Source organism: Serratia sp. MF1(2023) (assembly GCF_030954545.1).
Taxonomy (GTDB): Bacteria; Pseudomonadota; Gammaproteobacteria; order Enterobacterales; family Enterobacteriaceae; genus Serratia; species Serratia sarumanii.
In genome coordinates this window covers 44,380-67,858 of the sequence record NZ_JAVHUX010000005.1, presented here as the reverse complement: position 1 = coordinate 67,858, position 23,479 = coordinate 44,380, and the positions used below count along the sequence as shown (strand labels likewise).

At 58.3% G+C, this 23,479-nt stretch carries 18 protein-coding genes; 10 read left to right on the top strand and 8 right to left on the bottom strand.

The genetic code is table 11. The annotated features are described in order from the left end of the window. Window positions 1-93 precede the first annotated feature (93 nt). On the bottom strand, window positions 94-1,224 hold the full coding sequence (gene ompC / locus REA38_RS01745; protein WP_033635297.1) for a porin OmpC: 1,131 nt from the start codon (window positions 1,222-1,224) through the stop codon (window positions 94-96). A gap of 272 nt (window positions 1,225-1,496) precedes the next feature. Continuing rightward, window positions 1,497-1,682 carry a hypothetical protein gene (locus REA38_RS01740; protein ID WP_140367559.1) on the bottom strand — a complete coding sequence of 62 codons (186 nt, stop codon included), beginning with the start codon at window positions 1,680-1,682 and terminating at the stop codon, window positions 1,497-1,499. 238 nt (window positions 1,683-1,920) lie between these two features. Here REA38_RS01740 and REA38_RS01735 point away from each other — a divergent pair, with 238 nt between their 5' ends. From REA38_RS01735 to rcsB, 4 genes are read left to right on the top strand one after another with little or no spacing between them, the layout of a single operon-like run. Continuing rightward, the gene (locus REA38_RS01735; protein WP_308884746.1) at window positions 1,921-2,328 is read left to right on the top strand and encodes a DUF4186 domain-containing protein; all 408 of its coding nucleotides are present in this window, start codon (window positions 1,921-1,923) and stop codon (window positions 2,326-2,328) included. 54 nt (window positions 2,329-2,382) lie between these two features. Then, the gene (locus tag REA38_RS01730) at window positions 2,383-3,537 is read left to right on the top strand and encodes an MFS transporter (protein ID WP_033653783.1); all 1,155 of its coding nucleotides are present in this window, start codon (window positions 2,383-2,385) and stop codon (window positions 3,535-3,537) included. A gap of 20 nt (window positions 3,538-3,557) precedes the next feature. Further along, on the top strand, window positions 3,558-6,260 hold the full coding sequence (rcsD, locus tag REA38_RS01725) for a phosphotransferase RcsD (protein ID WP_308884743.1): 2,703 nt from the start codon (window positions 3,558-3,560) through the stop codon (window positions 6,258-6,260). Next, window positions 6,253-6,903 (top strand): response regulator transcription factor RcsB, encoded by a 651-nt coding sequence (gene rcsB, locus REA38_RS01720; RefSeq protein WP_004935900.1) that lies wholly within the window; start codon window positions 6,253-6,255, stop codon window positions 6,901-6,903. Before rcsD ends, rcsB begins: the two co-directional genes overlap by 8 nt. A gap of 61 nt (window positions 6,904-6,964) precedes the next feature. Here rcsB and rcsC read toward each other — a convergent pair whose 3' ends face one another. Next, a complete protein-coding gene (gene rcsC, locus REA38_RS01715; RefSeq protein WP_308884742.1) occupies window positions 6,965-9,826 on the bottom strand; it encodes a two-component system sensor histidine kinase RcsC in 2,862 nt (953 codons plus the stop codon). Window positions 9,827-9,989: 163 nt separating this feature from the next. Continuing rightward, a complete protein-coding gene (gyrA, locus tag REA38_RS01710; RefSeq protein ID WP_004935906.1) occupies window positions 9,990-12,632 on the bottom strand; it encodes a DNA topoisomerase (ATP-hydrolyzing) subunit A in 2,643 nt (880 codons plus the stop codon). A gap of 212 nt (window positions 12,633-12,844) precedes the next feature. Between gyrA and ubiG the strand changes: the two genes are divergently transcribed. The 4 genes from ubiG (at window position 12,845) to yfaE (ending at window position 17,759) form a co-directional block, all read left to right on the top strand. Further along, complete coding sequence (gene ubiG, locus REA38_RS01705; RefSeq protein WP_004935909.1) at window positions 12,845-13,570, top strand: bifunctional 2-polyprenyl-6-hydroxyphenol methylase/3-demethylubiquinol 3-O-methyltransferase UbiG; 726 nt, start codon at window positions 12,845-12,847, stop codon at window positions 13,568-13,570. Window positions 13,571-14,008: 438 nt separating this feature from the next. Further along, on the top strand, window positions 14,009-16,297 hold the full coding sequence (gene nrdA, locus REA38_RS01700) for a class 1a ribonucleoside-diphosphate reductase subunit alpha (protein WP_033635301.1): 2,289 nt from the start codon (window positions 14,009-14,011) through the stop codon (window positions 16,295-16,297). Between the two features lie 67 nt (window positions 16,298-16,364). After that, window positions 16,365-17,495, top strand: a complete 1,131-nt coding sequence (gene nrdB, locus REA38_RS01695) for a class Ia ribonucleoside-diphosphate reductase subunit beta (RefSeq protein WP_019453694.1) — start codon at window positions 16,365-16,367, stop codon at window positions 17,493-17,495. A 3-nt stretch (window positions 17,496-17,498) separates the two neighbouring features. Then, window positions 17,499-17,759, top strand: coding sequence for a class I ribonucleotide reductase maintenance protein YfaE (gene yfaE / locus REA38_RS01690; RefSeq protein WP_033635302.1), 261 nt, complete (start codon window positions 17,499-17,501; stop codon window positions 17,757-17,759). Window positions 17,760-17,818: 59 nt separating this feature from the next. Here yfaE and REA38_RS01685 read toward each other — a convergent pair whose 3' ends face one another. The 3 genes from REA38_RS01685 to REA38_RS01675 all read right to left on the bottom strand — a co-directional run bounded on the left by REA38_RS01685 (window position 17,819) and on the right by REA38_RS01675 (window position 19,657). Next, window positions 17,819-17,971, bottom strand: coding sequence for a Hok/Gef family protein (locus REA38_RS01685; protein ID WP_004935921.1), 153 nt, complete (start codon window positions 17,969-17,971; stop codon window positions 17,819-17,821). 231 nt (window positions 17,972-18,202) lie between these two features. Continuing rightward, window positions 18,203-18,325, bottom strand: a complete 123-nt coding sequence (locus REA38_RS01680) for a helix-turn-helix domain-containing protein (RefSeq protein WP_228657843.1) — start codon at window positions 18,323-18,325, stop codon at window positions 18,203-18,205. A 135-nt stretch (window positions 18,326-18,460) separates the two neighbouring features. Beyond that, complete coding sequence (locus tag REA38_RS01675) at window positions 18,461-19,657, bottom strand: nicotinamide mononucleotide deamidase-related protein YfaY (RefSeq protein WP_151265909.1); 1,197 nt, start codon at window positions 19,655-19,657, stop codon at window positions 18,461-18,463. Between the two features lie 245 nt (window positions 19,658-19,902). Here REA38_RS01675 and tyrP point away from each other — a divergent pair, with 245 nt between their 5' ends. Beyond that, window positions 19,903-21,111, top strand: coding sequence for a tyrosine transporter TyrP (gene tyrP / locus REA38_RS01670; RefSeq protein ID WP_060430352.1), 1,209 nt, complete (start codon window positions 19,903-19,905; stop codon window positions 21,109-21,111). A 47-nt stretch (window positions 21,112-21,158) separates the two neighbouring features. Here tyrP and REA38_RS01665 read toward each other — a convergent pair whose 3' ends face one another. After that, window positions 21,159-21,698: a YfaZ family outer membrane protein gene (locus REA38_RS01665; protein ID WP_004935943.1), complete on the bottom strand. Its 540-nt coding sequence runs from the start codon at window positions 21,696-21,698 to the stop codon at window positions 21,159-21,161. Window positions 21,699-22,036: 338 nt separating this feature from the next. On the opposite strand from REA38_RS01665, the gene katA reads away from it, so the two are divergent. After that, the gene (gene katA / locus REA38_RS01660) at window positions 22,037-23,473 is read left to right on the top strand and encodes a catalase KatA (protein WP_308884739.1); all 1,437 of its coding nucleotides are present in this window, start codon (window positions 22,037-22,039) and stop codon (window positions 23,471-23,473) included. The last annotated feature ends 6 nt before the right edge of the window (window positions 23,474-23,479 follow it).

Sequence of the window (23,479 nt, the reverse complement as noted above, 5' to 3'; positions counted from 1 at the left end):
CGCTTCCCATGCCGACAACGGATCAATCCGTGCTTTTTACCGGCAAAAAAAACGCGGCCCGAAGGCCGCGCTGTGTCATTCACACGCTGGTGCTTAGAACTGGTAAACCAGGCCCACGGCAACCACGTTGTCGGTGTTGATGCCGGCAGCGTCGGTGAAATCGTTGTTGTCCACCAGGTTGATTTTGTAATCAACATAGGTAGACATGTTTTTGTTGAAGAAGTAGGTCGCACCCAGGTCGACGAATTTGACCAGATCTTGATCGCCGTAGTCCTTGCCGTTGCCGGCGCGGCCCAGGTCTTTACCTTTGGTCTGGTTATAGCCCACGAACGGACGCAGACCGAAGTCGAACTGGTAGTGCGCGTAGGCTTCGAAGCTCTGCGCCTTGTTGGCGTAGCCATAAACGCTGCTGTCGGAACTGCCGAAACGCGCCGCGTTGTAGGACTGGGTGAACATCACCGCCAGGTAAACGTCGTTGGCGTCATATTTCAGACCGCCGGAGTAACCTTCCGCCTTGTCGCCGCGGCCCATAATATTGCGGTACGCGCCAGCGCCGTTCTGCTCGCTGGTGCGGCGAGAGTTGAAGAAGGCGCCCGCGGCGCTGATGCCGTAGCCCATGTCATAGCTCATGGACATGCCGTAACCTTCGCCGTTTTGGCCCAGGACGTCACGACCGTTGTTGGTCTCTTCGCCGTTGCCGTTTTTACCCTGGTACTGCAGGGCAAAGTTCAGGCCGTCAACCAGACCGAAGAAGTCGTTGTTACGGTAGGTCGCCAGGCCGCTGGAACGCTGGAACATGAACTGGTCGGCGCCGTAGGTCATACCGTCGAACTCAGGCTGCAAGTCGGTATACGCCGCGACGTCGTACAACACGCCGGTGTTACGGCCGTAGTCGAAGGAGCCATAGTCGCCGAATTTCAGACCGGCGAAGCCGTAACGGGTGAAGTTCTTGTTGTCCTGGTTTTCAGCGTGGTTCAGGTTCGCCTGATATTCCCACTGGCCGTACCCGGTCAGCTGATCGCTGATTTGCGTTTCGCCGCGCAGGCCAAAACGCATATAAGACTGATCGCCGTCCACGCCGTTGTTGCTGGAGAAATAGTGAAGACCGTCGACTTTACCGTACAAATCCAGTTTATTACCGTCTTTGTTGTAGATTTCCGCCGCGCCTGCTGTGCCTGCAACCAGCAGTGCGGGTACCATCAGAGAGAGTACTCGAAGTTTCATCGTTATTATCCTCGTTAATTATGTCGAGCTACGGCCACTGCCCTTTTCGAGCATTATTAGCACGACTGTGCATTACCATTCTGGTAACAAGGGTTATATTAATCCAGAAAGAAAATGATACCAAGTATCCGATAGTGCTTCAGTGTAATTAATAAAGGTTTCAAAATGTAAATACACGCGAACTTTCACAAAACCTTACAGACAAACAAAATAAAGCACTTAAAGACAAAGAATAGATTAATTGATAAAAAATCATGTAGTTATACATATCTTTAAGAAAAAAAAGCCAACCATACAATTGAGACGGGCAATAAGCACATTGTGCCAAAACTCTCCCCACACGCAGCCGCTATAATCACTTCGCTATCATCATTATTTTCATTATTACCTTCATTATCGGAAGATAATTTCTGCATTCCTTTTAACCGGCTTCTGGCCGGTTTTTTATTTCCCTCCATACTCCCCTCACAATTTCGACTCGCACAAATAGCAAGCAAATAAATAACCCAGTGATATAGTTTCACTAATTTACCGCCGCACTAATTGCTAATCTTTTTCCTTATTTTAGCCTACAAATTGAGCTTGCTTTTCATTTCGTGCTTTATCTTGCCGATTATTTCCCGCCGCAGGCACAATTAGCCGCAGAGTTTCAGTTCTGGTAATCTGAAAAAAGCGCACCTTCAGCGAGTAAAATTCATGATGCCCTTTCAACCCGACGTGCTGTGGCGGCGGCTGCAAAGTTCCCCCTTCCGCGCTCGCTTCCGTTTAAATGCCAAAGACCAGGCTTATCTCGAGGGCAAGGGATTACCCCTTATCCTCAGCCATGCCCGCGATTTTATCGATCGCCGCCTGGCCGCCGCCTACCCTAAAAACGACGGCAAGCAAACGCCGATGCGTGGCCACCCGGTATTCGTCGCCCAACACGCCACCGCCACCTGCTGCCGCGGCTGCCTGGAAAAGTGGCACGGCATACCGCAGGGCGTCACACTGGACGAGCGGCAAAAGGACTATATTGTCCAGGCTATCGCGCTGTGGCTGGTGCGCAGAGGCGGCGCCAGGGATGTGTCAGGCACGAATATTTTCGACCCGGATCGCGGATTGTGATAAAAACTGTCAGTAACTTTCACCATTCTTTTGACCCAAGATCCTGACGCTTACATGACAGCCACCTTGTGCAATGAACAGCAAACGCCCGGCGTTCCTCAACAGATCGCCACCCGTCTGGCCTTTTTCGTCGCCGGTCTCGGCATGGCCGCCTGGGCGCCGCTGGTCCCCTTCGCCAAAGCGCGCATCGGCATCGACGACGGCTCGCTCGGCCTGTTGCTGCTCTGTATCGGCGCCGGCTCCATGCTGGCGATGCCGCTGACCGGTTTCCTGACCGGCAAATTGGGCTGCCGCGCGGTGATCTTGATGGCGGGGCTGGGATTGTGCATCGATCTGCCGCTGCTGGCGCTGATGGACTCTCTCGGCGGCATGGCCGTGGCGCTGCTGCTGTTCGGTGCGGCGATCGGCATGATCGACGTAGCGATGAACGTTCAGGCGGTGATCGTCGAACGCGCCAGCGGCAAGGCGATGATGTCCGGCTTTCACGGTTTCTTCAGCATCGGCGGCATTGCCGGTGCCGGCGGCGTCAGCGCGCTGCTGTGGCTGGGGCTGACGCCGCTGCAATCCACCCTGCTTACCGTACTGGCGGTGATAGTGCTGCTGGCGCTCGCCAGCCGCCATCTGCTGCGTGAGAGCGGCGCCGACGACGGCGGGCCGATGTTCGTCTTGCCGCGCGGCTGGGTGATGTTCATCGGCATTCTTTGCTTCATCATGTTCCTGGCGGAAGGATCGATGCTCGACTGGAGCGCGCTGTTCCTCACCACATTGCGCGGCGTCGAACACAGCCAGGCAGGTCTGGGCTATGCGCTGTTTTCCATCACCATGACGCTCGGTCGCCTCAATGGCGATCGGGTAGTGAACTCACTGGGCCGCTACCGGGTGTTGCTGCTGGGCAGCCTGTGCGCCGCTCTCGGCCTGAGTCTGGCCATCGCCTTCAATCACGCCACCGTGTCGCTGGTCGGTTTCATGCTGGTCGGCCTGGGGGCCTCGAACGTGGTGCCGATCCTGTTCAGCGCTGCAGGCAACCAGCGCGACATGCCGGCCAATTTGGCGATCGCCTCCGTCACCACCGTCGGCTATGCCGGTATTCTGGCCGGCCCGGCGCTGATCGGTTTCATCGCTCAGTTTTCCAGCCTGACGGTGGCCTTCGCCTGCGTAGCCGCTCTGCTGTTGGCGGTGACCGCCAGCGCCAGGGCCGTCACTCGCTGATTCAGGAATGCGCAGCCACTATGCAAAATAAACAATTGACCATCAGCTCCAGCAACATTACCCGCTGCTTCCTGCTGTTTATCGTGCTGCTGACGATCGGCATCGGCCTGTATGGCTACAACTACACCAATGCCTGGCTGGCGGAAAAGAAGTACGCGCTGAACAGCATTGCCGGTTCGCTGCAAAAGCGCATCGATACCTACCGCTATATGACCTATCAGGTCTATGACAAATTCGGCAATGCGCCGGCGCAGAATGTCGATCCCGGTTTGCAGGAAACCCGCCTGCGGCCCGACGTCTATTATATCGAGAAACCGCACAAGAAAACCGACGCGGTGATCTTCGGCAGCCATGACGAGAGCACGCTGGCGATGATCGCCAACATCTCGGACTACCTGGACACCCGCTGGGGCGCCAAGACCGAAAACTACGCCATGTATTACCTCAATGGTCAGGACAACAGCCTCAGCCTGATCACCACCCAGCCGCTCAAAGAGCTGGCTTCGCGCTTTCGGGAAAGCTACCTGACCACCTCGGCGGACGAACGCCGCGCCGAGATGCTGCAGCAGGCCAATATGCTCGACGAGCGCGAGAGCTTTTCCGATCTGCGCAAGCAGCGCTTCCAGAACGCCTATTCGTTCTCGATTCGCACCACTTTCAATCAGCCAGGGCATCTGGCGACGGTGATCGCCTTCGACTTGCCGATCAACGACATCATTCCGGCCAATCTGGCCCGCGCCAATTTCCTGCTGCAGCCGGACGATGTCGATCTCGACGACAGTACCATCCCGGCGGAAACCGTCCTCGGCACCCATGCGACGATGAGCGGCGGCTGGGTGGAGTTCAGCGCCGCCCTGCCCAATGCGCCGCTGAAGGTGGTGTATCGCGTTTCGGCCATCAATCTGGCCATCGACCTGCTGCGCAACAACATCTGGCTGATCGCGGTCAACTTGCTGCTGCTGGCGCTGTCGATGCTGAGCATCTACTTTATCCGCCGCCAGTACATTCGCCCGAGCGAAAACATGGCGGTGGAACTGGAGGCCGAGCGCGCGCTGAATAAGGAAATCGTCTCCAGCCTGCCTTCCGGCCTGCTGGTCTACAGCTTCGCCAACAATGCGGTGATCGCCAGCAATAAAATCGCCGAGCACCTGTTGCCGCACCTCAGTCTGCAAAAGATCGCCCATATGGCCGAACAGCATCACGGGGTGATCCAGGCGACGGTCAACAACGAGGTGTATGAAATCCGCATCTTCCGCAGCCAGCTGTCGCCGGACACCTACCTGTTCCTGATGCACGATCAGGATAAAGAGGTGATGGTGAACAAGCGGCTGCAGCAGGCACGGCGCGAATACGACAAAAACGTTCAGGCGCGCAAGCTGATGCTGCACAACCTGGGCATTGAGCTGAATCAGCCGGTGCGCCAGATGCACGATCTGGTCGATCGTCTGCACGGCCGGCCGGATGAGGAACAGCAGCAGGCGCTGCTGGGCCAGCTGGCGGCGGCGTCGGCTTCGGTGCTGGAATTGATCGATAACATCACCCTGCTGACCCGACTGGAAACCCAGGACTGGCAACCCTCGCGCGAGCCGTTTAGCCCGACGGCGATGATCGACGAGTTGCTGTTGGAGGCCCTGCCCGCCCTCAATCAGAAGGGGCTGGCGCTGTTTAAGCATTTCCAGCTGGACGTCGAGCAGAACTATATCGGCGACGCCAACGCGCTGCGCAAGGTGATCTCGCTGCTGGTGCATTACGCCATTATCACCACCGCCTGCGGCAAGATTTCCCTGGTTGTCGACCATGAGCCCGAGCACCCGGATCGCCTGATTTTCCAAATCAACGACACCGGCTCCGGCATCTCCAACGAAGAGATCAGCAACCTCAACTATCCGTTCCTCAGCCAGACGCTGGTGGATCGCTTCAACCACGGTTCCGGCCTCACCTTCTTCCTGTGCAATCAGCTGTGCAAAAAGCTTAACGGCCAGTTGGACATTCGCAGCAAGGTGGATATCGGCACTCGCTACACCATTCGCGTAGCCATGGAGATGGAGAAAAAAGAGCCGCAGGAGCAGGAAAAACTGCTCGACGGCGTCACCGCCCTGCTGGACGTCACGTCGGATGAAGTGCGCGGCATCGTGACCCGTCTGCTGCAGGCCTACGGCGCCGACTGCCTCGTCGCCGACGATCGCGCGGTCAATCGCGATTATGACGTGCTGCTGACCGATAACCCGCAGCGAGCCGATGATTACACCCTGCTGCTGGCGACCGATGAGCCGGGTTGGCAAGCGCTGGATAAACGCTACATTCGGGTGAACTACAACCTGAACGGCGCATTAATCGACGCCGTGCTGATACTGATCGAACAGCAAATGGCCGCGCTGGAACAGGAAGAAAGCCCGCTTTCATTGAGTTCAGAAGATATCCAACTCTATGAAAAACAATTGAAATCAAGTGATTACTATGGGCTGTTTGTCGATACAGTACCCGACGATGTCAAAAAACTGTATACTGAGGCGGGCAGCAGTGATTTCAATGCGCTGTCACAAACCGCACATCGCCTGAAAGGCGTGTTTGCCATGTTAAATCTGCTTCCCGGCAAGCAGCTGTGCGAATCGTTAGAACAGCGCATCGCAGAAGGTGATGCGCCCGAGATCGAGAATAACATCAGTCAGATTGATTTTTTCGTCAGCAGACTGCTGAAGCAAGGTAGCCAACAACATGAATAACCTGAACGTAATTATTGCTGATGACCATCCTATCGTACTGTTTGGCATCCGGAAGTCACTTGAGCAAATTGAATGGGTGAATGTCGTTGGGGAGTTCGAAGACTCAACCGCACTGATCAACAATCTGTCCAAGCTGGACGCCAACGTGCTGATCACCGATCTGTCGATGCCGGGTGACAAGTATGGCGACGGCATCACGCTGATTAAGTACATCAAGCGTCACTATCCGCAGTTGTCGATCATCGTGCTGACCATGAACAACAACCCGGCGATCCTGAGCGCGGTATTGGATCTGGATATCGAAGGCATCGTGCTGAAACAAGGCGCGCCTACCGATCTGCCGAAGGCGCTGGCCGCCCTGCAGAAAGGCAAGAAGTTCACGCCGGAAAGCGTCTCTAAACTGCTGGAGAAGATCAGCGCCAGCGGCTATGGCGACAAACGCCTGTCGCCGAAAGAGAGCGAAGTGCTGCGCCTGTTCGCCGAAGGTTTCCTGGTGACCGAGATCGCCAAGAAGCTCAACCGCAGCATCAAAACCATCAGCAGCCAGAAGAAATCGGCGATGATGAAGCTGGGCGTCGAGAACGACATCGCCCTGCTCAACTACCTCTCCTCCGTCAGCATGACGCCGTTGGACAAAGACTAAAGCCTGACTCACGGCAGGTTAACGCCAAACAGGCACGGCATTCGCCGTGCCTGTTTGCTTTTCAAGCCTCGCTGCGGCTGTAGCGCACCTGCTGGCTGTAGTAAGCCAACGTCTGTTCCAGCGTCTCCAGCGTGACCGGTTTCGACAGGCAATTATCCATACCCGCCTCGAGGCAACGCTGCCTCTCTTCCGCCAGCGCGTTCGCCGTCACGCCAATCACCGGCGCGCTGAACTGCATCTGCCGCAGCGCCTGCGTCAGACGATAACCGTCCATATTCGGCATATTGACGTCGGTCAGCACAATATCGACGCGATGCTGTTTCAGCACGCCGAGCGCGTCGACGCCGTCGTTGGCGGTCACCACCTGATATCCCAGCGATCCCAGCTGATCGGACAACAGGCGACGGTTGATCGGATGATCGTCGACCACCAGCAGATGAATATCGCCGTTGTCCGCCGCGCTGGCCTTGGCGGGCACCGGCAGCTGCACCAGCGCCTCTGCCGCGCCGCTGCCGACGCCGAACAACCGGTTGAGCAAGGTCAGCGTTTCACGCGGCGTGGAGGTGCTGTGCATCCAATAGCCCGGCCGGGTTTCCTGTGATGGGCCAATATGCTCGGTGGAGAATTGGATCTGAGCCAGCAGCGGCGCATCCAGCATCAGCGGATGATCGCTGAGCAGCACCTCTCCCGCGGCGGTCTCCTGCCCGTCATAGCGCTGGATATCGGCGCCGTAGCCGCCCAGGATCGCCATCAGGTAGCTTTCCAGCCGCTGATTACGGATATCCAGCCACAGCCGACGCCCCTGCCAGGTATCGCTGGCCTGCGGGATCGAAAACTGGGCGTTAAACAATGGAATGCGAATGCTGAACAAGCTGCCCAGGCCCGGCTCGGACTCGACGGAGACGTCGCCGTCCATCAGGTTGACCAATTTCTCGCAGATCGCCAATCCCAGGCCGGTGCCCTGGAAATGACGCTGCACGCCGGTCCCCACCTGGAAGAACGGATCGAACAGGCGCGAAATCTCCTTCTCCGGGATGCCGACGCCGGTATCGCGCACGCTGAACTCCAGGTAGCTGCCGCGGGTGCAGACCTGCAGCACGATACAGCCGGTATCGGTGAACTTGATGGCGTTGTTCACCAGGTTGGAGAGCACCTGCTGCAGCCGCACCGGATCGCCGAAGATGCGCTCCGGCACGTTCTGTTCGATAAAGCAGTACAGCCCCAGACGTTTCTTGACCACCAGCGGCAAATAGTTGCCGGCGATATGGGTGATCACCTCCAGACAGGAGAACTCGCGCGGTTCAATCTTCAACTGCTCGGACTCGATTTTGGAGAAATCGAGGATGTCGCTGATGATTTTCAGCAGCAGGCCGGAAGAGTTGTTCATCGCATTGACCAGCCGATCGACCCCTTGCGGCAACGCCTTGGTTTGCAGCAGATCAAGGTTGCCGATAATGCCGTACAGCGGCGTGCGCAGCTCATGGCTGACGGTGGCCAGGAACATCGATTTCGACTGGCTGGCCTGCTCCGCCGCCGCCGCCATCTCCTGCAGCGACTCTTCCATCTTCACGCGCGCGCTGACGTCCACCAACACGCAAATCGCCACCTCTTCGTTACGGTAGCGCGAATGGACAAAGCTGATCTGCAGGTTGTTGTTGTTGCTGGTCATCACATCGACGAAATTCGCCTGCTGTTCGCAAATGATGCGCGTTATGCGATCGCGATCTTCGTGGGTCAACAGGTTGATGTAGTTGTGCGCCAGCTCGTTACTCAAAATATTGGTGCCGTCGCTGATGCGCAGGATACAGATGCCCACCGGCGCCGAAGCGACGATCTTGCGGTTGAACTGCTCGTGCTCTTCCAGGCGAAACGCGTTGTCCTCCGCCGGCAGGAACATCTTGCGCTCAAACAGCCACGCCAGCGTGAACAGCACGATGGCCGACAGCAGGTTCAGCAACAGCGCGTTGAGGATCAGCATTTTGAAGCGTTCCACCACGCTTTTCACCGGCAGCGCATAGACGATGCTCAGCGAAGAAGGCGGCAGCGCTTTCTTCAGGATCAGGTCGCGGTAATTGTCGACATAACCGAAGTAGGCATGCTCTTCGGGGTAGCTGTTGAGCGCAGCGGCATAGCGTTCGCCATCCGCCAGGCGCAGCACCGGCTCGTTGTTCTCATCCAGCAGCGTGACGCCGATCGGCAGGTTGCCGGCGGTAACGAAATCTTCCAGCCGAACGGTTTGCTCGATGCCCAGCAACGCCTCCAGTTTGTTGCCAATATAGAGAGGCGTCAGCACGTACAGATAACCGACGTCCGGCCGCTGCGCGCTGGGGCTGATCCAATACAGGTTGTTGTCTTTGTCGAGATTCTTGGCGTTGCGGTATTTCAGAATCCGCTCGTGCAGCAACTTCAGCATGTTTTCCCGATTGGCGCTCGCGTTGCCGCCGCCGAATTCCGCCATACACAGGCTGTCGCCGCCGATGAAGAACACCCGGTTGAGATCGTAGGCCGCCACGAAGTTCTCTTTCCAATACTGGATCAGGCCGCTCAGCGAATCGAGCGAACTGCGATAGGTGGTGCTCAGCGCGCAGTTGGACTCCGGGTACAGCGGAAAGAATTGCGGCGGGCTGCCCTTGCCGGGGATCACGCCGCTGAACATGTCCAGGCCGCTGACCGAACCGTTGAGGCGATTTTCCGCCATATACTTGATGTCGCGAATGATGTCAGCGGAGTGACGGATGTAGCCCTGCGCCTGGTCGAAGTTGAGGTTGTACTCCTGCCGGATGTCCGATTCTTTCTGATGCAGGATATTCAGAATATAAAAGGTGGTGAGCAGCGCACCCAACGACCACAGCAAAATCGCCAGTACCCGGAACAGATAGCGGGATATCTTCAGCGTAGTTCGAAAAGAGGCTAAGTATTTCAATCGGATACCATACGAAAGTCAGTGGCGGCGCACGCTGTCGCCGGCGCGGCGGCCGGCGGCTCGGTGCGCCAATTAAACCATATAACTGAAAAAGGGCCTAGCATCGCTGCCAGACCCTTTTGTCTCAGTGCATCATGGTGCCGGCATGCCGACGCCCTTTGCTTTAAACGTTGTCGTCGTCCATCGGCTCAGCCGCGTCGTCGCCATCGTCCAGCGGCGTGGTGTCTTCTTCCACCGCTTCCGCGCCCGGCTCCAGGCTGTCCAGCTCTTCGTCTTCCACCGGCTCGGCCACGCGCTGCAGACCGACGACGTTTTCGTCTTCCGCCGTGCGGATCAGCGTCACGCCCTGGGTGTTACGGCCCACCACGCTGACTTCCGAAACGCGGGTACGCACCAGCGTGCCGGCATCGGTGATCATCATGATCTGGTCGCTGGTTTCCACCTGCACGGCGCCGACCACCTGGCCGTTACGCTCGCTCACCTTGATGGAGATAACCCCCTGGGTGGCGCGCGACTTGGTCGGGTACTCGGTCACCGCGGTACGTTTACCGAAGCCGTTTTGCGTGACGGTCAGGATGTCGCCTTCGCCTCGCGGCACAATCAGCGAGATCACGCTGTCGCCCTCGCCGAGGTTGATGCCGCGCACGCCAGTCGCGGTACGGCCCATCGAACGCACCTGCGTTTCCGGGAAGCGCACCACTTTACCGTTGGCGGAGAACAGCATCACTTCGTTGCTGCCGTCGGTCAGATCGACACCGATCAGCTCGTCGCCCTCGTTGAGGTTGACGGCGATGATGCCGGCGCTGCGTGGGCGGCTGAACTCGGTCAGCGCGGTTTTCTTCACGGTACCGCTGGCGGTGGCCATGAACACGTGGCGCCCTTCTTCATACTCGCGCACCGGCAGAATGGCGGTGATACGCTCATCGGCTTCCAGCGGCAGCAGGTTGACGATTGGGCGACCGCGCGCGCCGCGGCTGGCTTCAGGCAGTTGGTACACCTTCATCCAGTACAGGCGGCCACGGCTGGAGAAGCACAGGATCGTATCGTGGGTGTTGGCCACCAGCAGACGATCGATAAAGTCTTCTTCTTTGATACGCGCTGCAGACTTGCCTTTGCCGCCGCGGCGCTGCGCTTCATAGTCGGACAGCGGCTGATACTTCACGTAGCCCTGGTGAGACAGGGTCACCACCACGTCTTCCTGATTGATCAGGTCTTCGATGTTGATGTCGGAAGTATTGGCGGTGATCTCGGTGCGGCGGCCGTCGTTGTACAGCTCTTTGACTGCCACCAGCTCTTCGCGGATCACTTCCATCAGGCGCTCTGGGCTTTCCAGGATAAAGATCAGCTCGGCGATAAAGTTGAGCAGCTCTTTATATTCGTCCAGCAGCTTCTCGTGCTCCAGGCCGGTCAGTTTCTGCAGGCGCAGATCCAGAATCGCCTGAGCCTGCTGCTCGGTCAGGTAGTACTTGCCGTCGCGGATGCCGAACTCCGGCTCCAGCCACTCAGGGCGGGCGGCGTCGTCACCGGCGCGTTCCAGCATGGCGCTGACGTTGCCCAGATCCCACGGCTGCGCCACCAGCGCGACTTTCGCTTCGGCCGGGGTCGGCGCACGGCGAATCAGCTCGATGATCGGATCGATGTTGGCCAGCGCGATAGCCAGCGCTTCCAGGATATGGGCGCGGTCGCGGGCCTTGCGCAGTTCGAAGATGGTGCGGCGGGTGACCACTTCGCGGCGGTGACGCACGAAGGCTTCGAGGATGTCTTTCAGGTTCAGCAGCTTAGGCTGGCCCTGATGCAGCGCGACCATGTTGATGCCGAAAGTGACCTGCAGTTGCGTCAGCGCATACAGGTTGTTCAGCACCACTTCGCCGACCGCGTCGCGTTTGACTTCGATCACGATGCGCATGCCGTCTTTATCGGACTCGTCGCGCAGCGCGCTGATGCCTTCCACACGCTTTTCTTTCACCAGCTCGGCGATCTTCTCGATCAGACGCGCCTTGTTCACCTGATACGGGATCTCGTGAACGATGATGGTTTCGCGCCCGGTCTTGGCGTCGGCTTCCACTTCCGCGCGCGCGCGCAGGTAGACTTTGCCGCGCCCGGTGCGGTAGGCCTCTTCAATGCCGCGACGGCCGTTGATGATCGCCGCCGTCGGGAAGTCCGGCCCCGGGATGTGTTCCATCAGCCCTTCGATGCTGATGTTTTCATCGTCGATATAGGCCAGGCAGCCGTTGACGACTTCCGCCAGGTTGTGCGGCGGGATATTGGTGGCCATGCCCACGGCGATGCCCGACGAGCCGTTGACCAGCAGGTTCGGGATCTTGGTCGGCATGACGGCCGGGATCTGCTCGGTGCCATCATAGTTAGGCACGAAGTCGACGGTTTCTTTTTCCAGATCCGCCAACAGTTCGTGAGCAATCTTGGACATGCGCACTTCGGTATAACGCATCGCCGCGGCGGAGTCGCCGTCGACGGAGCCGAAGTTACCCTGACCGTCCACCAGCATGTAGCGCAGTGAAAACGGCTGAGCCATACGCACGATAGTGTCGTAAACCGCGCTGTCACCGTGCGGGTGATATTTACCGATCACGTCCCCGACGACACGGGCCGATTTCTTGTATGGTTTATTCCAGTCGTTACCCAATACGCTCATCGCGTACAGAACGCGGCGGTGAACCGGCTTCAGTCCATCACGAACATCTGGCAGCGCACGTCCGACAATAACGGACATCGCATAGTCCAGATACGAGTTTTTCAACTCGTCTTCGATGTTTACCGGTGTGATTTCTCTGGCAAGGTCGCTCATGGAGCTGCTATCCCTCTACTAATGATTCATCTGCCCGCTGCCATAGTGGCAAAGGTGTAAAACTATATCACAAAGCACGCTTTACGGGAAAATAACCGCCGCTGTTTCACGGAAATTGTGCAGATAAGTGCGCTAAAAACGCATCGGCGCAGACGATGCCGCGCCGGAACATGTATAATCCGCGCAACGAGAACAAGGAGCCAGACAAGCCCATGAACGCAGAATCATCCAGCCGAGTGCAAAACGTTGACCACCAGGAAATCGCCAAGTTCGAGGCCGTCGCCTCCCGCTGGTGGGATCTGGAAGGCGAGTTCAAACCGCTGCACCGCATCAACCCGCTGCGCCTGAACTACATCATGCAGCGCGCCGGCGGCATTTTTGACAAGCAGGTGCTCGACGTGGGCTGCGGCGGCGGCATTCTGGCGGAAAGCATGGCGCGCGAAGGCGCCAAGGTGACCGGGCTGGACATGGGCGCGGAGCCGCTGCAGGTCGCGCGGCTGCACGCGCTGGAAAGCGGCATGGACGTCACCTATGTGCAGGAGACGGTGGAAAGCCACGCTCAGGCCAACCCGCAACGCTACGACGTGGTCACCTGCATGGAGATGCTGGAGCACGTGCCGGATCCGGCCTCGGTGGTGCGCGCCTGCGCCCAGCTGGTGAAACCGGGCGGCCACGTGTTCTTCTCCACCATCAACCGCAACACCAAAGCCTGGCTGATGGCGGTGATCGGCGCGGAGTACGTGCTGAAGATGGTGCCGCAGGGCACCCACGATCATAAGAAGTTCATTCGCCCTTCCGAACTGATCGGCTGGGTCGACGGCACGCCGCTGCGCGAAAAGCACATGATCGGCCTGCATTACAACCCGATCACCGATCATTTCAAGCTTGGGCGCAACGTTGACGTGAACTACATGGTGCACACCCAGCACGAAGGTTAAGCGCTGTAAACCGCGCCGGCCCTGCATTACCGGGGGGCGGCGCCGTTGGCGTATTCGGAAAAATACCTAATTTCCGCGATTTCGCTCAAAATACCCGTTGTAAACAGTTTTTTAGAATATTAAATCAGATCAATATGCCGTTTTTTTCTAACGTTTAATAAAGCGCCAAACGATCGATTTTTTCAGTTTTTCAGTAAAATCTGATCGCGCTTATTGACAAGCTTGTCGCGCCAGTCACGGCGCGCACTGCGAACGGCAAGTTACATTTCACCCCCAAGTTATCCACAAATTAGGCCGGTTTTGTTCACTTGCAAACGCCGTTTTTTCTCACTATCTTGTTACCTCACCGACATACAACCCCTATATATAGTGTTTACATACTGAGCAGAGCGACTACACTTCTGCTTAGGGGCACCATACGGACAGGTAAAACACCACATGAACCAAAGTCTGCTTGTAACTAAACGCGATGGCCGTAAAGAGCGCATCAATCTCGACAAAATCCACCGGGTCATCGATTGGGCCGCAGAGGGATTACACAACGTCTCGGTTTCTCAAGTAGAGTTGCGTTCACACATTCAGTTTTATGACGGCATCAAAACCGCCGACATTCACGAAACCATCATCAAAGCCGCAGCCGATCTGATCTCCCGCGATGCGCCGGACTATCAGTACCTGGCCGCTCGCCTGGCGATCTTCCACCTGCGTAAAAAGGCTTATGGCCAGTTCGAGCCGCCGAAGCTGCACGCTCACGTGACGCGCATGGTCGAGATGGGCAAATACGATAAGCATCTGCTGGAAGACTACAGCGCTGAAGAGTTCGAGCAGATGGATTCCTTTATCGATCACTGGCGCGACATGAACTTCTCTTATGCCGCCGTCAAGCAGCTGGAAGGCAAGTATCTGGTGCAGAACCGAGTCAGCGGCGAGATCTATGAAAGCGCCCAGTTCCTGTACATGCTGGTGTCCGCCTGCCTGTTCTCCAACTACCCGCGTGAAACCCGTCTGGACTACGTCAAACGTTTCTACGACGCGATTTCCACCTTCAAGATTTCGCTGCCTACGCCGATCATGTCCGGCGTGCGCACCCCAACCCGCCAGTTCAGCTCCTGCGTGCTGATCGAGTGCGGCGACAGCCTGGATTCCATCAACGCCACCTCCAGCGCCATTGTGAAATACGTTTCGCAGCGCGCCGGCATTGGCATCAACGCCGGCCGCATCCGCGCGCTGGGCAGCCCGATCCGCGGCGGTGAAGCCTTCCATACCGGCTGTATTCCGTTCTACAAACACTTCCAGACCGCCGTCAAATCCTGCTCGCAGGGCGGCGTGCGCGGTGGCGCGGCAACGCTGTTCTACCCGATGTGGCACCTGGAAGTGGAAAGCCTGCTGGTGTTGAAAAACAACCGTGGCGTTGAAGGCAACCGCGTGCGTCACATGGACTACGGCGTGCAGCTGAACCGCCTGATGTACCAGCGTCTGATCAAGGGCGAAGACATCACCCTGTTCAGCCCGTCCGACGTGCCGGGGCTGTACGACGCGTTCTTCGCCGATCAGGACGAATTCGAACGCCTGTACACCCAGTACGAGAAAGACGACAGCATTCGCCAGAAACGCGTGAAAGCGGTTGAGCTGTTCTCGCTGATGATGCAAGAGCGCGCCTCTACCGGCCGCATCTACATCCAGAACGTCGACCACTGCAACACCCATAGCCCGTTCGATCCGCAGATCGCGCCGGTGCGTCAGTCCAACCTGTGCCTGGAAATCGCCCTGCCGACCAAGCCGCTGGAAGACGTCAACGACGAAAACGGCGAGATCGCGCTGTGCACCCTGTCGGCCTTCAACCTGGGCGCGATCGACAGCCTGGACGATCTGGAAGAGCTGGCGACTCTGGCGGTGCGCTCACTCGACGCCCTGCTGGATTACCAGGATTACCCGATCAAGGCCGCGCACCGTGGCGCGATGGGCCGCCGCACCCTGGGCATCGGCGTTATCAACTTCGCCTATTACCTGGCGAAGAACGGCGTGCGCTACTCCGACGGCAGCGCCAACAACCTGACGCACAAAACGTTCGAAGCCATTCAGTACTACCTGCTGAAAGCCTCCAACCGCCTGGCTCAGGAACAAGGCGCTTGCCCGTGGTTCAAAGAGACCACTTATTCGCAGGGTATCCTGCCTATCGACACTTACAAGAAAGACCTGGATGCGGTCTGCAGCGAGCCGCTGCACTACGACTGGGAAACCCTGCGTAAAGAGATCCAGGAAACCGGCCTGCGCAACTCGACCCTGTCTGCGCTGATGCCATCGGAAACCTCTTCGCAGATTTCCAACGCCACCAACGGCATCGAGCCGCCGCGCGGCCACATCAGCATCAAAGCGTCGAAAGACGGCATCCTGCGCCAGGTGGTGCCGGAGTATGAGCGTCTGAAAGACAACTACGAGCTGCTGTGGGAAATGCCGAGCAACGACGGCTATCTGCAGCTGGTGGGGCTGATGCAGAAATTCATCGACCAGTCGATTTCGGCCAACACCAACTACGATCCGACCCGCTTCCCGGGCGGCAAGGTGCCGATGAAGCAGCTGTTGAAAGACCTGCTCACCACCTACAAGTTCGGCGTGAAAACGCTGTACTACCAAAACACCCGCGACGGTGCGGAAGACGCCCAGGAAGATTTGCAGCCTGCCAAGGCCGGCGATGACGACTGCGAAAGCGGCGCCTGCAAGATCTAAAGTTTGACCTAGCGGGCCGGAATTTTCCGGCCCCTTCATTTAGCCACGTTACGATGGATTCAGGCTTATGGCTTACACCACTTTTTCTCAGACCAAAAACGACCAGCTGCAAGAGCCGATGTTCTTCGGCCAGTCGGTAAACGTTGCGCGTTTCGACCAGCAAAAGCATGAAATCTTCGAAAAGCTGATCGAAAAACAGCTCTCCTTCTTCTGGCGCCCGGAAGAAGTTGACGTCTCCCGCGATCGCATCGATTACCAGGCGCTGCCGGAGCACGAGAAGCATATCTTCATCAGCAACCTGAAGTATCAGACGCTGCTGGATTCCATCCAGGGCCGCAGCCCGAACGTCGCTCTGCTGCCGCTGATCTCGATCCCTGAGCTGGAAACCTGGGTGGAAACCTGGTCATTCTCCGAGACCATCCACTCCCGTTCCTACACTCACATTATCCGCAATATCGTCAACGATCCGGCGCTGGTGTTCGACGACATCGTCACCAACGAAGAGATCAAAAAGCGCGCGAAAGACATCTCCGGCTACTACGACGATCTGATCGAGATGACCAGCTACTATCACCTGCTGGGTGAAGGCACCCACCAGGTGAACGGTAAAACCGTCACCGTCAATCTGCGCGCGCTGAAGAAACAGCTGTACCTGTGCCTAATGAGCGTGAACGCACTGGAAGCGATCCGCTTCTACGTCAGCTTCGCCTGCTCCTTCGCGTTCGCCGAGCGCGAACTGATGGAAGGCAACGCCAAAATCATCAAGCTGATCGCCCGCGACGAAGCGCTGCACCTGACCGGCACCCAGCACATGCTGAACCTGATGCGTTCCGGCGCCGACGATCCGGAAATGGCGGAGATCGCCGAGGAGTGCCAACAGCAGTGCTACGATCTGTTCGTGCTGGCTGCCCAGCAGGAAAAAGAGTGGGCGGAATACCTGTTCCGCGACGGCTCGATGATCGGCCTGAACAAAGACATTCTGTGCCAGTATGTGGAATACATCACCAATATCCGCATGCAGGCGGTCGGCCTCGGTCTGCCGTTCGAAACCCGCTCCAACCCGATCCCGTGGATCAACGCCTGGCTGGTGTCCGACAACGTGCAGGTGGCGCCGCAGGAAGTGGAAGTGAGCTCCTACCTGGTTGGCCAGATCGACTCGGAGATCAACGCCGACGACCTGAGCGACTTCGAACTGTAAGCGATGGCGACGCCAATCGTAACGCTGCGCGCCGCCGGCACGCAGCTCTCCTGCCCCAACAGTGAAAGCTGCCTGCTCGACGTGCTGGAGTTGCACGACGTGCAGGTGGAGTACCAATGCCGCTCCGGCTATTGCGGCGCCTGCCGCCTGAAGCTGGTGAAAGGCGAAGTGGCCTACCGCCAACAGCCGCTGGCGTTTATCAACGCCGGCGAGATCCTGCCCTGCTGCTGTATGCCGCTGACGGATATCGAGCTGGAAATGTAAAGTCGGGTGCCGGAAACCGCGCCTGGAGACCAGAAGGCGGGGTTGCCCCCGCCCTATGATTACCGCTTCACCTCACACGCCAACCTGATCAGGATAGTGATATTTTCCTGGTAGATTTTCAGCTCGCACAGCGAGTCTCTTATCATCCAGATAAATAACAAAACCGTAATACATACAACGGTTAGCGAGTGAAACACATGCCTTAAGCGCATGCTTGCCTCCTTGCTGTGAAGGGGCTACCATACCGGTGTCTAGGCGGTATGTGCAGCCCCATTCTGATTGAGAGTCAGTCTGGGGCTTTCATCTATCCGCCTTGTCACACAATGCCCAAGACGAACAGTCTCAAGCACCCGCCAAAAGAGTAACAGCATTCCCTCGCCGCGAATATCCCCTATAACATTATGATTAATCAGGGATATATAACTATCCTCAAAGTATTCCGCTTAGCGCCCCTTTCCTGCCGATGCGGAAAAATAACGCGCCGGAGAATCGCCAAAGGCTTTGCGAAACATGGCGATAAAATTACTCGGCGAGGCATATCCCAGCGTTTCCGCGATCTGCAGCACGGTTTCGCCGCGCAGGCACTCAGGAACTATGGTACAGAACTGCAAACGCGGGGCGCGGCGGCGATACGCCTTTCACGCCTGGCGTCCGAACGGCTGCAGCAAAACCGTGACGCCGGCAACTCGGCGCCATGACCGTCACTCGATAATTTCCACCACCTCCAGCCAGGCGTTTTTACCGCACGCCTGGCCCCCATTCAGCCAGCGGCGCAGCATATCCAGCGCCAGCATCGCCACCGACTCCTGACGCAGCCGCAAGCCGTGGCGCGACGCACGATAACGCACGGTCTGGCCAATGCCGCCGCGCGGCGTATGCAGCGCAATGCTCACCTGCTCGTCGCACATGGCGCTGACCGCCAACGCCAACGGCGCGCCGGTCAATTCCGCCAGCGAGCGGGCGCGCGCCAGCGTGGTTTCCAGCGTTTCGATGCAGTGCGCCGGCAGCAGTTCTCCCCCCGCCAGCGGCGCCCCTTCGCTCTGCAGCTGCAGATTGATCAACCCGGCGCTGAACTGCTCGCTCAACGCCAGCTTCAGCCCTTGCTGATTCAGGCGCTGCGTCAGCGTCGCCGGCAACCCGATAGTGCCTTCAAAGATGCAGTTGTCCCCCGCCACCTCGCGCACGCGCCGCCAGGCCAGTTCCATTTCCGCACGCCGGCTTTCCGGCCCGGTCAGCTTCAGCTCGATGATCGGGCTGGAGGAACGGTAACCCAGCACCACATCCGGCGGCAGCGGCATACCGTCCAGCTCGGCGGCCAGATCGCTCTCGGAGGTGCCGAAGGTGGTCAGGCGCAGGCAGAGCGGCGGCGTCGGCAGGGTGAAGCGCTGGCGCAGACGCGGCACGATCTGCTGTTCGACCATCACTTTGAATTCCGACGGCACGCCGGGGGTGAAGAACATCTGACATCGGTTCAGCTGCAGCGCGAACCCGCAGGCGGTGCCCACCGGGTTATCCAGCATTTCCGCGTTGGCCGGGATCTGCGCCTGCTTGCGATTGGAAGGGGCCATCGGCCGCCCGCGCTCGGCGAAATAGGCTTCCATGCGCGCCAGCCAGTCGGCCCGTTCAACCAATTCGACGCCACAGGCTTTGGCGGCGGCCAGCGCGCTGAGATCGTCGCTGGTCGGCCCCAGGCCGCCGTTGACGATCAGCACATCGGCGATATGGCTGCGTTCCTGCAGGATCTCGATCAAAGCAGAGAGGCTGTCCCCGACCGTTTCCCGCCCGCTCATCGGCACGCCCTGCCGGAACAGGTAGTCCGCCAGCCAGGCGGCGTTGGTATCAATAATTTGCCCGTGCAGCACCTCATCGCCGGTGCTGAGCATCTCCACCCTTAACATTGATCTCTCCCACATTTTTTGGTCATTCCACTATAGAAGCCCGTAAATAACTTTTCACTAGCCGCCTGCGGATAATTTCAGCCATGGGCCCGTTCCTCATGTGCCATGCAGCTCGCTGCAATGTAAACATTACTGTACATTATGCGTAACGTCGGTTTGACACAAATTAGGGCTTCCACTATCCTGCCATCCTCATAAATCGTTACCTATAATTTTCAAAATCTTTCGGCTGGTAGAGAAAAAACGTGAAGAATCGCACTCTTGGCAGTGTTTTTATCGTGGCGGGCACGACCATTGGCGCCGGGATGCTGGCGATGCCGCTGGCGGCGGCCGGCGTCGGCTTCGGCGTCACGCTGGCCTTACTGGTCGGGCTGTGGCTGTTGATGTGTTACACCGCGCTGCTGCTGGTAGAGGTTTACCAGCATGAGCAGGCGGATACCGGTCTGGGCACCCTCGCCAAACGTTATCTCGGCGGCGGCGGCCAGTGGCTGACCAGCTTCAGCATGATGTTCCTGATGTACGCCCTCACCGCCGCCTACATCAGCGGCGCCGGCGAACTGCTCGCCACCAGCATCAGCCAGTGGACGTCGCAGGACTTCCCGGTGTCGCTCGGCGTTCTGCTGTTCACCCTGGTGGCCGGCGGCGTGGTATGCATCGGCACCCACTCGGTCGATTTGTTCAACCGCATCCTGTTCAGCGCCAAAGTGGTATTTCTGGTGGTGATGCTCGGCCTGATGTTGCCGAATATCCACCAAACCAACCTGATGACGCTGCCGCTGGAGCAAGGCCTGGCGCTGTCGGCCATTCCGGTGATCTTCACCTCTTTCGGCTTCCACGGCAGCGTGCCGAGCATCGTCAACTATATGGGCGGCAACATTCGCAAACTGCGCTGGGTGTTTATCATCGGCAGCGCTATCCCGCTGATGGCCTACATCTTCTGGCAGCTGGCAACGCTGGGCAGCATCAGCTCCGACACCTTCGTCGGCATTCTGGCGCAGCAGGCCGGGCTGAACGGTCTGTTGCAGGCGGTGCGCGACGCGGTGGCTTCGCCGCACGTTGAACTGGCGGTGCACCTGTTCGCCGATCTGGCGCTGGCGACCTCGTTCCTCGGCGTCGCGCTCGGGCTGTTCGATTTCCTGGCCGACCTGTTCAAGCGGCAAGACAACGTGCGTGGCCGCCTGCAAACCGGCGCCATCACCTTCCTGCCGCCGCTGGCCTTTGCACTGTTTTATCCGCGCGGCTTCGTGCTGGCGTTGGGATTCGCCGCCATCGCTCTGTCGGTGCTGGCCCTGCTGTTGCCTTCACTGCTGGTGTGGAAAACGCGCCAAAAACATCAGGCACAGTATCGCGTCTGGGGCGGTACGCCGGCGCTGGCGTTGGTGTTTGTCTGCGGGGTGACGGTGATCGCCATTCAACTGGGCATCGCCAGCGGCATGCTGCCGCCGGTAGGGTAAGCGGAACAGAAAGAACAAAGGGGCCTGAAGGCCCCTTTTTCACAGCGTCAGAAGCTCAGACCCACGCCGACGTAAGGGCCATCGGCCAGCGTGTTGTCGCGACGCCCGTCTTTGCCTTCCATTTGCATGTAACGGTAGCCCACGTCCACGCTCAGCGGACGGAACTTCCAGCGCAGGCCGCCGCTGGCTTCGTTATAGGCTTTCACGCCGCTGGTGAAGGATTCAGGGGCAAAGTACCCTTCGCCGTGCAGGCTGAAGTAACGGTTGATCTCCCACTCCAGGCCGCCGCCCAGCGCCACCGCCCCGCCGCTCTTCCCGTCTTTCGGGCTGAGGTACAGCGCTTTGGCACCCACGGTCGCCGTCAACGGCCCCAGCGGCACGCCGAAGTTCAGCCCCACGCTGCCGACGTTACCGTCGTGGTCGCTGCGCGCCCAGTTGCCGGTCAGGCCCAGACCAGAAGAGCCGGTGCTCATGCCAACGCCCAGGTTGGTGTAGTGCTGCCCGGCTTCGCCCGACACGCTGATGGCGTTCGCCGCGCCGGTCACCAACAGCAATCCTGCCGCGCACGCGACCCAAGTCTTTTTCATCATCTTTCCCTCTGGTTTGTCATCCGTACCGAATGATCGAATCAACGCATAATAATAACGTCACGAGTCTATACCAAAGCGCAATGAGTATTTAAGGGATAAAAGCGAAAAAATTCTTCAATAATCAAATAAATGTAAATATTTGCAAACAAGATTCTATATTCGTCAAGGCAATGCCAACGATAACCGAGACCTATTTGCCGTCGCTCGGCAATAGGGCTACAACTAGTAGTGGCTTTGACCAAGGTCAGGGGAAGAAGCCCCGCCAAAGGACTATGCTGATGAACGCTTAAACCGCCCGAGTCTTTACTTAACTGCACTACGATAAGGAGCAAGTGATGAGCAAGAAAGGACTGACCACCGCAGCCGGCGCCCCGGTTGTCGATAACAATAACGTGATCACCGCAGGCAAACGCGGCCCGATGCTGTTGCAGGACGTGTGGTTCCTGGAAAAATTGGCCCACTTCGACCGTGAAGTCATCCCCGAGCGCCGCATGCACGCCAAGGGATCCGGCGCTTACGGCACCTTTACCGTCACCCACGACATCACCCGCTACACCCGCGCCAAGATCTTCTCCGAGGTCGGCAAACAGACCGACATGTTCATCCGCTTCTCCACCGTCGCCGGTGAACGCGGCGCCGCCGACGCCGAACGCGACATTCGCGGCTTCGCCATGAAGTTCTATACCGAAGAAGGCAACTGGGATTTGGTGGGTAACGATACGCCGGTGTTCTACCTGCGCGATCCGCTGAAATTCCCCGATCTCAACCACGTGGTGAAACGCGATCCGCATACCAACCTGCGCAACCCCGTCTACAAGTGGGACTTCTTCTCCCACCTGCCGGAGTCGCTGCACCAGCTGACCATTGACTTCAGCGATCGCGGCATTCCGAAATCCTATCGCCACATGCACGGCTTCGGCAGCCACACCTTCAGCTTTATCAATGCCGCCAACGAGCGTTTCTGGGTGAAATTCCACTTCCGCTGCCAGCAAGGCATTGAAAACCTGATGGATGACGAAGCGGAAGCGATCATCGCCAAGGATCGCGAAAGCTCACAGCGCGATCTGTTCGACGCGATCAAACGCGGCGACTTCCCGCGCTGGAAGCTGCAAATTCAGATCATGCCGGAACACGAAGCCTCGCAGACGCCATACAACCCGTTCGATCTGACCGAGGTGTGGCCGCACGGCGACTATCCGTTGATCGACGTCGGCTATTTCGAGCTGAACCGCAACCCCGACAACTACTTCTCCGAGGTTGAGCAGGTGGCGATGAACCCCGCCAACGTGGTGCCGGGCATCAGTTTCTCGCCGGATAAAATGCTGCAGGGCCGTCTGTTCTCCTATGGCGATGCGCACCGCTATCGCCTGGGCGTCAACCACCACCAGATCCCGGTGAACGGCGCCAAATGCCCGTTCCACAACTACCATCGCGACGGCGCGATGCGCGTGGACGGCAACAGCGGCAACGGCGCCACCTACGAACCAAACAGCTTCGGCCTGTTCCAGGAGCAGCCGGACTTCAGCGAGCCGCCGCTGAGCATTGAGGGCGCGGCCGACCACTGGAATCATCGTGAAGACGACGATTACTACAGCCAGCCGCGCGCGCTGTTCAACCTGCTGAGCGCCGAAGAGCACCAGCGCATGTTCACCCGCATCGCCGGCGAACTGTCGCAGGTGCCGGAGCAAATCCAGCGCCGTCAGGTCGAGCTGTTCACCAAGGTGCACCCGGACTACGGCGCCGGCGTCGCCAAGGCGCTGGGGCTGCAATAACCCCCT

Coding starts and splice junctions, on each gene's coding strand:
- ubiG (WP_004935909.1), top strand. CDS start 12,845: ATGAACGCAGAATCATCCAGCCGAGTGCAAAACGTTGACCACCAGGAA.
- REA38_RS01675 (WP_151265909.1), bottom strand. CDS start 19,657: ATGTTAAGGGTGGAGATGCTCAGCACCGGCGATGAGGTGCTGCACGGG.
- REA38_RS01740 (WP_140367559.1), bottom strand. CDS start 1,682: ATGGAGGGAAATAAAAAACCGGCCAGAAGCCGGTTAAAAGGAATGCAG.
- ompC (WP_033635297.1), bottom strand. CDS start 1,224: ATGAAACTTCGAGTACTCTCTCTGATGGTACCCGCACTGCTGGTTGCA.
- rcsD (WP_308884743.1), top strand. CDS start 3,558: ATGCAAAATAAACAATTGACCATCAGCTCCAGCAACATTACCCGCTGC.
- REA38_RS01735 (WP_308884746.1), top strand. CDS start 1,921: ATGATGCCCTTTCAACCCGACGTGCTGTGGCGGCGGCTGCAAAGTTCC.
- REA38_RS01685 (WP_004935921.1), bottom strand. CDS start 17,971: ATGCGCTTAAGGCATGTGTTTCACTCGCTAACCGTTGTATGTATTACG.
- yfaE (WP_033635302.1), top strand. CDS start 17,499: ATGGCGACGCCAATCGTAACGCTGCGCGCCGCCGGCACGCAGCTCTCC.
- nrdB (WP_019453694.1), top strand. CDS start 16,365: ATGGCTTACACCACTTTTTCTCAGACCAAAAACGACCAGCTGCAAGAG.
- katA (WP_308884739.1), top strand. CDS start 22,037: ATGAGCAAGAAAGGACTGACCACCGCAGCCGGCGCCCCGGTTGTCGAT.
- nrdA (WP_033635301.1), top strand. CDS start 14,009: ATGAACCAAAGTCTGCTTGTAACTAAACGCGATGGCCGTAAAGAGCGC.
- REA38_RS01665 (WP_004935943.1), bottom strand. CDS start 21,698: ATGAAAAAGACTTGGGTCGCGTGCGCGGCAGGATTGCTGTTGGTGACC.
- gyrA (WP_004935906.1), bottom strand. CDS start 12,632: ATGAGCGACCTTGCCAGAGAAATCACACCGGTAAACATCGAAGACGAG.
- rcsB (WP_004935900.1), top strand. CDS start 6,253: ATGAATAACCTGAACGTAATTATTGCTGATGACCATCCTATCGTACTG.
- REA38_RS01730 (WP_033653783.1), top strand. CDS start 2,383: ATGACAGCCACCTTGTGCAATGAACAGCAAACGCCCGGCGTTCCTCAA.